Raw genomic sequence first — 12,828 nt, forward strand, 5'->3', positions numbered from 1 at the left:
AATAGTTCCCCTCATCTTCTAAACTTTCGGTAGTCTAAATCTCCCCGATCTAATGCATGCATTAACATTTCAGCACTTGCCATATTTGTTGCAAGTGGAATTGCATATACATCGCATAAACGAAGTAGTGCATTTACATCTGGTTCATGCGGTTGTGCTGTCAACGGATCTCGGAAGAAAATGACCATGTCTAAATCATTTTTTGCAATCATAGCACCAATTTCTTGATCACCACCAAGAGGACCTGATTGATATCTTATAACAGCAAGCCCTGTTGCTTCCATAATACGAAGGCCTGTTGTTCCTGTCGCGAAAAGTTCATGTTGTTCAAAAATTGGTTTATATGCGTATGCAAACGAAACCATATCATCTTTCTTTTTGTCATGTGCAATTAAGGCAATTTTCATCCGTTATCTCTCCCTTAGTCCATAATATTCTCTAAACCGTATACAAGATGATCCAAGTTCATTACTGTTTCGATAGAAAGTTTTACCCCTGACATAAAGGAAGCTCGATTGAATGAATCATGACGAACTGTTAACATTTGTCCATCCCCGCCAAATAAAACTTCCTGATGTGCAATTAAACCTGGTAAACGCACGCTATGAATATGAATACCATCCACATTTGCACCACGTGCTCCTTTCAATTGCTCTGTTTCATTTGGATGACCTTGCTGCTTCGGCTCACGATTTTGACGAATTAAGTCTACTGTTTTTACAGCCGTTCCAGAAGGAGCATCTAATTTTTGATCATGGTGCAATTCAATTACCTCAACATCTTGGAAATATTTCGCCGCCATTTGAGAAAATTTCATCATCAATACTGCCCCGATTGCAAAGTTTGGTGCAATAATGGTTCCCACTTCTTTTTCCTTCGCTGTATCTGTTAAGTGCTGTAACTCTTCTTCTGTAAATCCAGTTGTGCCAATAACGGAGCGAAGGCCACGTTCAACCGCAAGTGTCACATGCTTCTTGCCTACCTCTGGTGTTGTTAAATCTAATAGCACATCTGCTTCAATCTCACCTAAGCAAGTATGTAAATCTTCATAAATCGGAACATCTAACGCAGGCATTCCTGGTAAGTCTGAAATCTTTTCCCCACCATGTTTATAGTCAACAGCTGCTACAAATTGAAAATGCGGTGTTCTTTCCATAAGAAGAACTGCTTCATGTCCCATACGACCCCTAGGTCCTGCAATAATTACTTTAATGTCTTTCATCATTCTTCCTCTCCCTCTTCAATGCGTGTCCAACGATCTTTGTCACGTGTATTAAATTTATTCATTACAGTGTTATGCGCTGTTTCTAAATCAATATTTAAACTATTTGCCATGCAAATCATCACAAATAATACATCGCCAAGCTCTTCTTCAATCGTTATCTCTTTTTCAGTCGTTTTCTTTGGTTTTTCACCGTAATAGTGATTGATTTCTCTTGCAAGTTCACCCATTTCTTCTGTTAAGCGAGCCATCATTGCAAGCGGACTAAAATAGCCTTCTTTAAATTGACCAATATATGCATCTACTTCCTTTTGCATATCTTTCATCGTTTTTGATTGCATCTTGTTCACCTCTATTCCTTCCTCTTTCATGTTAGCCAATTCATCGCAATTTGACAAATATTATTCCCCCATATTTACCGATTTGCTCCGTTTTTTTGGATAGACTATAATAAAGTGAAATTCTCTTTCACAATGCTGTTTTTATAAAAGATTCGCCTAAACTACCTGAACTCTTACTGGCTATTCTTTTTTGTCATCTATTGGCCGTTTAAGCGGAGCAATGCAAATCATTACATGATTGAGGGGGCTTTCTATATGAAGACAAACTTGCAGATTCACAATGTTATTTTCATTCTTATTGGTTCCGCTATCTTTTCTTTCGGTATTGTTAATATTAATATTGAAAACCATCTAGCAGAAGGTGGATTTACAGGTATTACATTACTATTATACTTCCTCTTTTCACTCGACCCTTCCTATACAAACTTAATTTTAAACATTCCTCTATTTTTCGTCGGTTGGAAATTGCTTGGTCGAACAACATTTTTATATACGTTAATTGGAACCTTTAGCGTATCTTTCTTCTTATGGATTTTTCAACGTTATGAACTGTTTAAACTACATGTAAACTTGCAAAACGACATGACATTGGCAGCACTTTTTGCAGGTGCATTTATTGGTATTGGCCTTGGAATTATATTTAAGTATGGCGGAACGACCGGCGGCGTTGATATTATTGCGCGGCTCGCCCATAAATATATCGGTTGGAGTATGGGAAAAACGATGTTTATGTTTGATGCAGTTGTGATTGTTGTTTCCATCCTTACATACTTATCTTATCGTGAAGGCATGTATACATTAGTTGCTGTTTTTATCGGGGCGAAAGTCATTGATTTTATGCAAGAAGGTGCTTACGCTGCAAAAGGTGCTACCATTATTTCTGATAAAAATGACCAAATTGCTAACAAAATTTCATTAGAAATGGGCCGCGGAGCAACTTTTTTAAAAGCGGTTGGATCCTACACAAAAGTGGAGCGAAATGTATTATATTGTGTCGTTGCTAAAAATGAAATTGTTAAATTAAAAAACATTATCACTTCCATTGATCCTCACGCCTTCGTTGCTGTTAGTGATGTGCACGATGTCGTCGGTGAAGGATTCACCCTCGATGAAAATAAAAATCCGTTACATCATTAAAAGAGAGAGAAAAGTTTTCTCTCTCTTTTAATGATGTATGTACTCCTTCAACTTTTCTAAATCTTCGTATATAATATCCAATAAACTTCGATTATAAAAAATAGATGCTGGATGAAAGGTAGGAAAGATATAATACTCTTTTCTTGTCCATACAAATTCCGAGCTATTTATATCTTTTAGCTTTCGTACGGATTGCTTCAGTAGTTTTCCGTGAACATCCGTAATCTTCTTATTTCGTCCCACTAAACGCTGCAGTCCAATATTTCCAAGCGTGACAATCATTCGCGGCTTTATTTGTTCCAATTCATAATCTAATAACGGAGCATGCGCAACAATCTCTTTTTGATTTGGTGTTCGATTATACTTTTTCTGAATCACTTCCCCGCTTTTTTCTTTTTTTTCTTTCCATTTATAAGGTCTACTTCGAACTGCACTCGTAATATACACTTCTTCCCTCGTAATATGAAGATGATTTAAAAATTCCATCAAATGTTTTCCTGCCCGGCCGCTAAACGGAATACCATTGTGAATTTCTGTCTCACCAGGTGCTTCGCCAACAAGCATGAATTTCGGATTTTTTGGGCCTTGTCCACTTAAAAAACCTTCCAATTGATAAGGTGTGCTCTTTTCTTTCACATGCTGAATTAAAAAATCTGGATATTGCATCTGATCACCTGCACTTATTGTACTTGTTCTTTATTTTCTCATTTTTATCCTTTCACTGCACGCTGTCTTCCTATACTTCTACTCTCAAATTAAAGAATCGAAATGTTTTATCCTATATGGATAGAAAATAAAAAGACTATCAAAATCGATAGCCTTTAATCATCACTGCGCTGCATACCTGTATAAATTAATACGAGACGCAATAATTCAAATACTGCAACAGCCGCTGCTGCTACATATGTTAACGCCGCCGCATTCAATACTTTACGAGCTTGACCGTACTCATCCGTTGATACAATCCCAAGTGCCTCAATTTGTTGCATCGCACGTTTAGATGCATCAAACTCAACTGGTAAAGTAACAAGCTGAAAAAGTACACCTGCTGCCATTAAAAAGATTCCTAATAGTAATAAACCAGACATTTGAGCAAATATACCAATTAAAACAAAAACCCATGACATATTTGATCCAAAATTCGCAACGGGAACGAGAGAATGACGAACACGCATAAAGTTATAATCTTTTGCGTCCTGAATCGCATGCCCTACTTCATGGGCTGCTACAGCTGTTCCTGCAACAGAGTGTCCATAATAGTTATCTGTCGATAATCGAACTGTCTTTGTTGTTGGATCATAGTGATCTGATAAATGCCCTGGCGTTTCTTCTACTGCAACGTTGTACAAACCGTTTTCATCTAATATTTTTCGAGCTACTTCCGCTCCTGTCATACCTGATGTAGAATATACTTGTGAATACTTACTATAAGCACTGCGTACTTTAGACTGTGCATATAACGGTATGATCATAATGATTGCGAAGTAAATTAAGTAAAACATCATGAACCTCCACCTAAGTCTTAATTATTAGTACTTTTCATTCTATTTTTTTCTTGAAACATTGTCAATAAAGAAACCTTACAATCCTTCCCTTTATTCGTAATATTAACGATTTTTAGATGTAAGGTTACTTTTACGCTTCGCCTTCTCTCCTTTATATTTTCTCCATCCAACATATGTTAATGTGAATAAAATAATCCCACCCGTAATAGTCATAAACCAAATAAGAGATGTATCTATCCCATCTTTCTTTACTGTTTGAAATATTTTTTGCAAATCTCCTTTAATAATGCCTAATTGCGTTTGACCACTTTTATGTTTCAACATCATATTCCGAAATTCATCCAAATAGGATAAATGAGCATTCACACGCTGCGTTTGATTTTCTGGCAACGCAATCATAAGGCTTGGATAAATAATATCAAATTCATACAAAAAGGTATTTAATGATTGTTGAAAATCAGCCTCATCTTCTTGTTGCATGGCTTTTTCCATCTTTGCAAAGGCTCCCATCACCGACTCTTCTCGCTCCATCCATAGCGGTTGATATTTAGACACCTCAGCATCTACTGCCAATTGGAGCGCTAACGTATCATTTATCTTAATTTGTCTATCTACATGTTTTCCTTCAAGAGATTGCTGCGCTTTCTCATATGCTAATGAAATAATCCGAAAATGAGCAGGTGTCACTTTTTTTTGCTTTGTATATTCACTTTGTACAAATTGCTTAGAGAAATGTTGTAACACTTGAATTGCTCTTTCATCCTCTTTTTGTTTGACAAGTTGCAAAGAGTCATCTAACAGTCCTGCTAATTCATTCCATTCTTCAGCATATATACGTACTGGAAACATGATAAGCAGAAATGCTATCATTCCAAACAATGCTCGCTTCATTCCTGTCCCCCCTATAACTACTAGTACAAAATATGTTGAGATGGACAAGAATAGAACAGAATGAAGCTGAAAATTATTTCTCCAGCTAAGCAAAATTTCTTTTTACATATCTATATAAACAATAAGATAGTAGACTTCCACCTAAAATGAGCAATAATATCCCACATGCCGCGTGCATAAAGAATACCTCTGGTAACATATTAATAACCGGATCCTTTTCACTATCAAATTGCCAATAATCATTGCGAAATAAAAGTTTATGAAATAGTATAAAACTCTTTTCAAAATCTATAGCAATCGGTAATATCAGTATAACCGGAATAGTAATCGTTAAAATAGCACCATTTAATAAAAACTTAATTTGTCGCTTACGTAACATATACCATCCACCTAGCAAGGCCACTATGATCGTTACACACATTCCGTATTGAATATGTACTAAAATATTTTTCACATCCACAAAATGAATTCTTCCCTCTGCGGACATATGTAATGTCGGAAACTGTAATGATCCTTCATAAAAAGGTGAAAGATATGTAATCAGTACATCATAATTCTTCTTAATTTCTGACTCACTCATATTTGCTAAATCTGGTATATTTAAAAGATGTATATCCGCATAATATAACCATTTTCCATAGACAACGATTACCGTTGCGATCGCAAAAATAGAAAATGCGATGCAATACGAGACGATTAAGTTTATGAAGCGATGTAGTAACCTTATCCCTATCTGATTTTTATTCATTTACTTTCCCCAATCCTTTATTTATTTCATAATGAAAATTGTTTTCGTCTGCTACTGAAACAATAATAATACGTAATTCCTAATACAGCTATACTGAGCCAAAATGTAAAATAACCAATTTTATCTACGAACAAATGCATAATGCCATACCGTGGCATTTGCCAAAATAAATAATCAATCGCATCATTATGTAAAATCCATAGACCTGAAATAATAAGATGCCATTTTTTCATGCGGGTATACGGTGCATATAATAGCCCTTGCATAGCCATTGCAAGATGCGACAAAACGAGCATATAACTCATCATTCCAAGCGGCTCCTTTATTACAAATAGAATCCCATTCACCACAACAGCCCAAATGCCATATTTCATTAAAGTAACAATTGCTAAAGCCTCTATCAACCCCCAATTTTTCTTTTGTAAAAATGCGATTAAAACAAATACAAAAAAGAAACTTGCCATCGGACTATCTGGAACAAAAGGCCAAAATAAATACGATGTCTCTCTCAACTGCTCTTCATACCAAATAAATCCATAAATTGTTCCCAATATATTAACAATCAGCAACAACCATAAAACAGAACGTTGCCTTAAAATTGCATATAAATATATCACTCTCTCTGTACAACACCTTTCACACAACATAAAATCTTGTTACGCATAAATAATAAAGAAAAATTCTACTCTATTATAGCAAAGTTTTTCTTTTCATTAACAAAGCCGACTACAAATTTGCAGTCGGCTTCCTTCTTATTTTTCATTATATTTTGCTATAAATTCCGAAAGTTTCTTCAATTCTTCGTCCGTTCCTTTAAATACCCCTTTCGGCATTGCCCCTTTTCCATCTTTTGCAATCTTAGCAATTTCTTCTGGCTTTAACGTTAAGTTTTGTAGTGCTGGCGCTGCTGCTCCACCTTGTAAATTATCGCCGTGACATGTTAAACATGTATTCTTTTCCAATAATTTATAGCCTTCATCGTTTTTATCAACTTGTACCGTCTTAACAATTTCACCTTGTTTTTTAGCAGCTTCCCAATCATGATGTGCTACAGACTCCCAAGTTAAGTAAACAATAGACGCGATTGCTAACAGCATAAATCCAGTTGCTACCGGACGCTTCAACGGGCGTCTTTCAGGGCCACGATCAAGAAACGGCGCTAACATTAATGCCCCAAAAGCGATACCTGGCATAATAAATGCTCCAATTACTGTAAATGACCCTGAAGCGTATGAATATTTTAAGAGCTGATACAAAAATAAGAAATACCAGTCTGGCAATGGTATATATCCTGCATCTGTGGGATCTGCCATTCTCTCAAGCGGTGATGGATGGGCCACTGTTAAACATAAATAGCCGATTAAAAAAACGGCACCAACCATCCATTCTTTTAACAAGAAATTTGGCCAAAACGCTTCCGTTTTGCCCGGATATTCGGAATAATCTTTCGGAATATTTTGTTTTCTAACTACAGGTACCCGCGAATCTCCTACAAACTTCATCCCTTTGCCGCGATGCATAATCTCCCTCCTTTATTTCTTTTCCCCTTTAATTTTGTAATTCTTATAGCGGACCGGAAATACCTTGTTTGCGAATCATGATGAAGTGGAAGGCCATTAAGCCTAGAAGTGCTGCTGGTAAGAAGAAGACGTGAATAGCGAAGAAGCGAGTTAATGTTTGAGCACCGACAATTTCGGAATGACCAGCAAGTAAAGTTTTAATATAAGGACCGATGAGCGGTGTTTGCTCAGCAATTTGAATCCCTACTTTTGTTGCAAATAACGCTTTCATATCCCACGGTAATAAATATCCGGTAAAACCAAGACCTAGCATAACAAAGAAAATAAGAACGCCTACAATCCAATTGAGTTCACGAGGCTTTTTATAAGCACCTTGAAAGAAAACTCTAAGTGTATGTAAAAACATCATTACAATTACAAGACTAGCGCCCCAATGATGCATACCGCGAACAATTTGTCCATATGCAACTTCATTTTGTAAATAGTAAACTGACTCCCAAGCATTTTTTATATCTGGTACATAGTACATCGTTAAAAACATTCCTGATAAAATTTGAATAACTGTTACAAAAAATGTAAGTCCTCCGAAGCAGTAAACGAATGCTGAGAAATGATGTGCTGGATTGACATGTTCGGGCACTTCGTGATCAGCAATATCACGCCAAATCGGTGTAATATCTAGCCGCTCGTCTACCCAATCATAAATTTTATTTAACATCTATTTCGCACCCCCTCGTGGCTTAGCTTTTCCTAAATAAAGTGTTCCACCTTTTACTTTCGATTCGTACACATCTAATGGAGCAAGAGGCGGTGTACCTTTAATATTGACGCCATCTTTTGTGTACCGTCCAGCGTGACACGGGCAATAAAATTGATTTGGATGTGCCTTGTCAGAATTCCAGTTTACTGTACAACCTAAATGCTTACAAACCGGAGAAAGCGCAACAATGTCTCCGCTTTCATCTTTATACACCCATGCAGATTTAGGCTCCTCAGACTTGTACCATCCATCAACTTGTTTTACTTTAAAATCAAAACGTTTTGGCTCTGTCGTAACCTCTTTTACTTGTGCAACAGCAACCAGCTCTCCCCCATCTTCTTTTCTTAATACTGGATCAAGTGCAAAGCGTGTCATCGGCATTAAAACTCCAGCTGCCATAAATCCTCCCACACCTGTAAGTGTGTAGTTCAAAAACTGTCTTCTTGATACACGATGCTCTTTCTCACTCACGAAAATTTCCCCCCTCTATCAGAAATTGTCCCCTCGTGACAAAATCGTATAAAAATAAAAACTAGGACACTATCATGATATAATACCCACATTCGCAGGTCAATATCACACTTCTCCCAATAATGAGAAATATATATTTATTTTATATTTTCCCATTTTTCAGTTAATAAGTCCATTATATTTTTAATATGAGCATGAATGACTTCTCTTTTTGCTTGATCGCTAAGTTGATCTAATGATATAGCTGGCAACCAAAATAATTGTCCTTGTGATACATTAACTTGTTTCCAAGCAACGTCACTTGTCACATACACAATATGCTGTATCCCTTGCTCTTGTAAATGATTCGTCCATCCTTCCAGTCTCTCTTTCTCTTTTTCTTGATTTTCTGCTAAGTAAGTAAAAGCTGGTAATAGCAGAACTCTCCCTTTATATTCTCTCTCTAACGCCATGCTCAAAACCTCAATAAATTCTCCTTGTTCTACAAGCGCCTTCATCTCTTTCGCTACTGAAATTGAGAGAAGAGGTATAATACACGTATCTACATATTCCCTTGCTTGTACAAACTGTTCTGCATCTTTTACAGCCCATCTCAACTTTCATCCCTCCTTCTCATAAATCTCTATACAACTGACAGAACTTTCACTTTATATATATTAAACCATACTAAAACAGGTAAAAAAAGAAAAACCACCCAATATAGGTAGTTTTTCTTAAAAAGTCAGAAAGTTGTCAAAAATAAAATGAAGATTTAAGCAGCAGGAGTTTTCTTCATCCCTACTGATGAAAAGGCCTACTTCTTACTATCTTTCTTGTTGCTCCACATCTTAAGGCGGAGTCTCGCTTCTCATAAAATAGCGGAATAAACAACAAAAATATTTATAAAGTTTTCAATTCAGCTGTTAGTCTACGAAAAGCTTCTTGATCATGATTGTCTAACGCCTCGTCAATTTGCTTTAAAAGACGATTTCTTCGGAATGAAAAAACACTTTCTTCTAAAAAGCGCTCTGCAAGTAAACGATCCTTCTCATTTACTTCAATATGCTTTGGTAAATATGGATTTTCCTCCAATACTGCCACATAATTTGGGTTTTGGAACGATGATTTAAAATTAAGTTGAATATAAATATCTTCATCCCGATTGAGACGAATATCATGAAAAGATTTTTCCGCATCCGTTGTCATTACATTTTGTTTAAAAAAATGAAACGGAGTTTCTTTCACGCAATTAGCTGACATAATCAAGCCACGCGGACAATATTTTGCATGTTCTACAAAGTGAACTTTATGCATTAATTGATCGTGACTCATTAAATAATTTAAAATCCATACACATTCACGCTGTTTCAGTTGGTAATTATTTAAAAACCATTTCACAAAATCCTTCTTCTCGTTTACAGAAACAGGGGTATTCATAGCGCCTAAGTCCCTCCTCTGTCTTTCTTTTTTTTATTTAGATTCAAGAAGTAGCATTCAGTTTCCTTCCAACTTATGAAAAATCCTCTAAATTATATAACAATTCCTCAATATGAATTTGTGTCGGATCTAGTTGTATTAAGCGCGTAAATACTTCTTTCGCCTCTTTTCGCATACCTTCTTCTAATAAGAAGTAACCGTACTCTTCCAAGAAATCTGGATGATTCTTAAAAGAAGTATATGCACTTTCATAGTGTTTTAATGCATCCGAATACATTTCTAATTGTTTTTTAGCAAACGCAAGATCCCAAAGTAATTGCGTATCTTGTTCTCCACTTTCTCTTGCATGTTCTACAACACGAATTAATTCTTCGTATTTCTCTTGCTCTTTTAAGATATAGGCATATTTTAATGTTGCTCCTAAATGTCCTGGATCTAATTGCAGAGCCTTTTGAAGAACTTCTTCTGCTTCCGCCATCTTTCCTAGCTTCGCTGCAATATTTGCCATTTCTACATAAAGCGGCACGGACAACTCATCGACTTTAATACCGTCGTGAAGTGTTTCATAGCTTTCTTGAAGCATCCCTTCTTTTTCATAGCATTTCGCCAAATACATATATAATGATGCATATTCTGGGTCTAATTCCTTCAATTCTTGCCAAACATTAATTGCTCGTTGATATTCTTCTCCTTGATAAAGAGTAAATGCATATCCGAATAAAGAATGAATATCTTTCTGTTCTTCCAATCCTTCTTCATAATAAGGGATTGCTTCTTCCCAATTTCCAATCGCACTTAACGTTTCTGCAAGGCGAAGAGCAATAACAACACCTCCCATTACTTTATGTTCAGCAAGTAATGATTGGTAATACTGAATCGCCTTTTTCTCTTCTCCTTTACTGCTATACAATTCAGCAAGACCAAATATAATGACAGGCTCTTCTGGCATGATTTCTTTCGCCTTTAATAGTTTTTGTTCGGCAACATCATCAAAACCTTGCATTTGGAATAAATCTGCAACAAGTAATAAAGATTGTACATAAAAATCGTCATCTTCAGGAATATCATGAAGTACCTCAATTGCTTCATCTTCTTTATCCAAATCAATATATAGCTCTGCTAAAAATATTGTAAATTCACTTTCTTCAGGATATAGAAGGTGTAAATCTTCTACAATCGCGAGCGCTTCCTCCACAAACCCAAGTGTATGATAATAGCGAGCAATATCGTATTTCTCCTCGTCCGTCCCTTGCTTCACCTGTTCTTTTAATTGCTGTAAACCTTTTTCTACCTCTCCATTTTCAATATAGGAAACAGCTTGTTCAAACTTTTGCATATATATCTCCTTTAATCTAAAAATATTCTCATCTATTCACTTAATCATAAACAACAGTTGACTACTAAGCAACTAAAAGGAGTGGAAAAGAATTTTCTCAAATAAAGTGCATTCCTTTTATTTACAAAGATGCCAACTGATCAAAAAAGTTTGGATAAGATACGGAAACCGCTTCACTTCTTTGTATTTCAACCTTGCCATCAGCGATACAAGAAGCAATCGCAAGCATCATTCCAATGCGATGATCCCCATAACTATCAACAATACTTCCTTGTAGCTTCTGATTTCCATATATAATCATACCATCTGATGTCGCTTCAATTTTTACGCCTAGCTTTTGCAGTTCTTCTACAACTGTATCAATACGATTTGTTTCTTTTACTTTTAGTTCTTCAGCATCTTTAATAATCGTTGTGCCAGTTGCCTGTGTCGCTAGTAAAGCAATAATAGGAATTTCATCAATTAATCTTGGAATTAACGAGCCTCCAATTTCTATTCCTTGTAATTTTGAAGTTTCAATTGTAATATCTCCACATGGCTCAAATTCTTCATTTCGTACATGATCAATCGAAAGAATTGCCCCCATTTTTTGCAAAACATCTATTATCCCTGTTCTCGTTGGATTTAAGCCAACATTTTTTAAGACGATTTTACTATTCGGAACAATCGCACCTGCAACTAGGAAAAAGGCTGCTGAAGAAATGTCACCAGGCACCTCAATCTCCGTTCCTATGAGAGATTGTCCTCCTCGCAGTGAAACTGTTTGGTCCGTTACTTCTACTGTACAGCCAAATGCACGTAGCATACGCTCAGTATGATCGCGTGATTGTAATGGTTCCGTTACCGTTGTAATACCCTCTCCTTTTAATCCAGCAAGTAAAATTGCTGATTTTACTTGTGCGCTTGCAACAGGAGAATGATAATGTATCCCTTTTACATTCCCGCCTCGAATCGATAATGGTGTATATTGTCCATCTTCTCGACCATCTATTTGTGCATTCATTTGACGAAGAGGACCTGTAACACGTTTCATAGGACGTTTTCCAATAGAATCATCTCCTATTATTGTACAATGGAAAGGTACATTTGCTAAAATACCAAGCATCAGACGAATGGTCGTTCCGGAATTCCCCACATCTAATACCTCTTTTGGCTCCTGCAACCCACCTAATCCTTTTCCATATATCGTGACATCGTTTCCACTTTGTTCAATTTTCACACCGAGTTTTCGAAAACATGCAATGGTACTTAAACAATCTTCTCCTAATAAAAAATTTGAAACTTTTGTTGTACCTTCCGCTATCGCTCCAAACATAACAGCGCGGTGTGAAATCGATTTATCTCCAGGTATCGTAATCGTTCCATTTAATCCTTTTTCTCGCCTTATATTTGCCATCCTTTTCCCTCCTATATGTTTACTTATATATGTATTATCTATCTCTATTGTACAGCTTTCTTTCTCTGCCGTGCAAACACATAAA

The 12,828-nt window shown here is 36.2% G+C and carries 16 protein-coding genes; 1 reads left to right on the forward strand and 15 read right to left on the reverse strand.

What is annotated here, in order from left to right; all coding sequences use genetic code 11:
* Window positions 1–11: 11 nt before the first annotated feature.
* Genes mgsA through MR063_RS05885 form a run of 3 tightly spaced genes read right to left on the reverse strand, consistent with a single transcriptional unit; the run spans window position 12 to window position 1,563 of the window.
* Window positions 12–407 carry a methylglyoxal synthase gene (mgsA, locus tag MR063_RS05875; RefSeq protein WP_242195179.1) on the reverse strand — a complete coding sequence of 132 codons (396 nt, stop codon included), beginning with the start codon at window positions 405–407 and terminating at the stop codon, window positions 12–14.
* A 14-nt stretch (window positions 408–421) separates the two neighbouring features.
* Entirely contained in the window at window positions 422–1,222 is an 801-nt protein-coding gene (gene dapB / locus MR063_RS05880) for a 4-hydroxy-tetrahydrodipicolinate reductase (RefSeq protein WP_242195183.1), read from the reverse strand.
* On the reverse strand, window positions 1,222–1,563 hold the full coding sequence (locus tag MR063_RS05885; RefSeq protein WP_242195625.1) for a nucleotide pyrophosphohydrolase: 342 nt from the start codon (window positions 1,561–1,563) through the stop codon (window positions 1,222–1,224). The genes dapB and MR063_RS05885 overlap by 1 nt, the downstream gene beginning before the upstream one ends.
* A 255-nt stretch (window positions 1,564–1,818) precedes the next feature.
* On the opposite strand from MR063_RS05885, the gene MR063_RS05890 reads away from it, so the two are divergent.
* Window positions 1,819–2,700 carry a YitT family protein gene (locus tag MR063_RS05890; protein ID WP_242195186.1) on the forward strand — a complete coding sequence of 294 codons (882 nt, stop codon included), beginning with the start codon at window positions 1,819–1,821 and terminating at the stop codon, window positions 2,698–2,700.
* Between the two features lie 27 nt (window positions 2,701–2,727).
* On the opposite strand, the gene MR063_RS05895 is transcribed toward MR063_RS05890, so the two are convergent.
* The 12 genes from MR063_RS05895 to aroA all read right to left on the reverse strand — a co-directional run bounded on the left by MR063_RS05895 (window position 2,728) and on the right by aroA (window position 12,743).
* A complete protein-coding gene (locus tag MR063_RS05895) occupies window positions 2,728–3,366 on the reverse strand; it encodes a uracil-DNA glycosylase (RefSeq protein WP_242195190.1) in 639 nt (212 codons plus the stop codon).
* Between the two features lie 155 nt (window positions 3,367–3,521).
* A complete protein-coding gene (locus MR063_RS05900; RefSeq protein ID WP_242142668.1) occupies window positions 3,522–4,205 on the reverse strand; it encodes a zinc metallopeptidase in 684 nt (227 codons plus the stop codon).
* 102 nt (window positions 4,206–4,307) lie between these two features.
* Window positions 4,308–5,096, reverse strand: a complete 789-nt coding sequence (gene ypjB / locus MR063_RS05905) for a sporulation protein YpjB (protein WP_242195193.1) — start codon at window positions 5,094–5,096, stop codon at window positions 4,308–4,310.
* A gap of 85 nt (window positions 5,097–5,181) precedes the next feature.
* Window positions 5,182–5,844 (reverse strand): lipoprotein intramolecular transacylase Lit, encoded by a 663-nt coding sequence (gene lit / locus MR063_RS05910; protein WP_242195196.1) that lies wholly within the window; start codon window positions 5,842–5,844, stop codon window positions 5,182–5,184.
* Between the two features lie 26 nt (window positions 5,845–5,870).
* A complete protein-coding gene (gene lhaT / locus MR063_RS05915; RefSeq protein WP_472927034.1) occupies window positions 5,871–6,461 on the reverse strand; it encodes a lipoprotein heptaprenylglyceryl N-acetyltransferase LhaT in 591 nt (196 codons plus the stop codon).
* 135 nt (window positions 6,462–6,596) lie between these two features.
* Window positions 6,597–7,364 carry a menaquinol-cytochrome c reductase cytochrome b/c subunit gene (qcrC, locus tag MR063_RS05920; RefSeq protein WP_242142664.1) on the reverse strand — a complete coding sequence of 256 codons (768 nt, stop codon included), beginning with the start codon at window positions 7,362–7,364 and terminating at the stop codon, window positions 6,597–6,599.
* 43 nt (window positions 7,365–7,407) lie between these two features.
* On the reverse strand, window positions 7,408–8,082 hold the full coding sequence (gene qcrB / locus MR063_RS05925) for a menaquinol-cytochrome c reductase cytochrome b subunit (RefSeq protein WP_000932700.1): 675 nt from the start codon (window positions 8,080–8,082) through the stop codon (window positions 7,408–7,410).
* Complete coding sequence (locus MR063_RS05930; protein WP_242142663.1) at window positions 8,083–8,595, reverse strand: Rieske (2Fe-2S) protein; 513 nt, start codon at window positions 8,593–8,595, stop codon at window positions 8,083–8,085.
* A 137-nt stretch (window positions 8,596–8,732) separates the two neighbouring features.
* Window positions 8,733–9,191 carry a YpiF family protein gene (locus MR063_RS05935; protein ID WP_242195202.1) on the reverse strand — a complete coding sequence of 153 codons (459 nt, stop codon included), beginning with the start codon at window positions 9,189–9,191 and terminating at the stop codon, window positions 8,733–8,735.
* Window positions 9,192–9,474: 283 nt separating this feature from the next.
* On the reverse strand, window positions 9,475–10,011 hold the full coding sequence (locus MR063_RS05940) for a ReoY family proteolytic degradation factor (RefSeq protein WP_242142661.1): 537 nt from the start codon (window positions 10,009–10,011) through the stop codon (window positions 9,475–9,477).
* 73 nt (window positions 10,012–10,084) lie between these two features.
* Entirely contained in the window at window positions 10,085–11,347 is a 1,263-nt protein-coding gene (locus MR063_RS05945) for a tetratricopeptide repeat protein (RefSeq protein ID WP_242195204.1), read from the reverse strand.
* Between the two features lie 121 nt (window positions 11,348–11,468).
* Window positions 11,469–12,743: a 3-phosphoshikimate 1-carboxyvinyltransferase gene (gene aroA / locus MR063_RS05950; protein ID WP_242195207.1), complete on the reverse strand. Its 1,275-nt coding sequence runs from the start codon at window positions 12,741–12,743 to the stop codon at window positions 11,469–11,471.
* Window positions 12,744–12,828 lie beyond the last annotated feature (85 nt).

The organism is Bacillus cereus group sp. BfR-BA-01492 (assembly GCF_022662815.1).
In the GTDB taxonomy this organism is placed as follows: domain Bacteria; phylum Bacillota; class Bacilli; order Bacillales; family Bacillaceae_G; genus Bacillus_A; species Bacillus_A cereus_BD.

What these genes read in the sequence shown, in the direction of transcription:
- MR063_RS05890 (WP_242195186.1), top strand. Translation starts at nt 1,819, where the DNA reads ATGAAGACAAACTTGCAGATTCACAATGTTATTTTCATTCTTATTGGT.
- lit (WP_242195196.1), bottom strand. Translation starts at nt 5,844, where the DNA reads ATGAATAAAAATCAGATAGGGATAAGGTTACTACATCGCTTCATAAAC.
- dapB (WP_242195183.1), bottom strand. Translation starts at nt 1,222, where the DNA reads ATGAAAGACATTAAAGTAATTATTGCAGGACCTAGGGGTCGTATGGGA.
- aroA (WP_242195207.1), bottom strand. Translation starts at nt 12,743, where the DNA reads ATGGCAAATATAAGGCGAGAAAAAGGATTAAATGGAACGATTACGATA.
- qcrC (WP_242142664.1), bottom strand. Translation starts at nt 7,364, where the DNA reads ATGCATCGCGGCAAAGGGATGAAGTTTGTAGGAGATTCGCGGGTACCT.
- MR063_RS05940 (WP_242142661.1), bottom strand. Translation starts at nt 10,011, where the DNA reads ATGAATACCCCTGTTTCTGTAAACGAGAAGAAGGATTTTGTGAAATGG.
- MR063_RS05895 (WP_242195190.1), bottom strand. Translation starts at nt 3,366, where the DNA reads ATGCAATATCCAGATTTTTTAATTCAGCATGTGAAAGAAAAGAGCACA.
- mgsA (WP_242195179.1), bottom strand. Translation starts at nt 407, where the DNA reads ATGAAAATTGCCTTAATTGCACATGACAAAAAGAAAGATGATATGGTT.
- ypjB (WP_242195193.1), bottom strand. Translation starts at nt 5,096, where the DNA reads ATGAAGCGAGCATTGTTTGGAATGATAGCATTTCTGCTTATCATGTTT.
- MR063_RS05885 (WP_242195625.1), bottom strand. Translation starts at nt 1,563, where the DNA reads ATGCAATCAAAAACGATGAAAGATATGCAAAAGGAAGTAGATGCATAT.
- MR063_RS05900 (WP_242142668.1), bottom strand. Translation starts at nt 4,205, where the DNA reads ATGATGTTTTACTTAATTTACTTCGCAATCATTATGATCATACCGTTA.
- MR063_RS05945 (WP_242195204.1), bottom strand. Translation starts at nt 11,347, where the DNA reads ATGCAAAAGTTTGAACAAGCTGTTTCCTATATTGAAAATGGAGAGGTA.
- qcrB (WP_000932700.1), bottom strand. Translation starts at nt 8,082, where the DNA reads ATGTTAAATAAAATTTATGATTGGGTAGACGAGCGGCTAGATATTACA.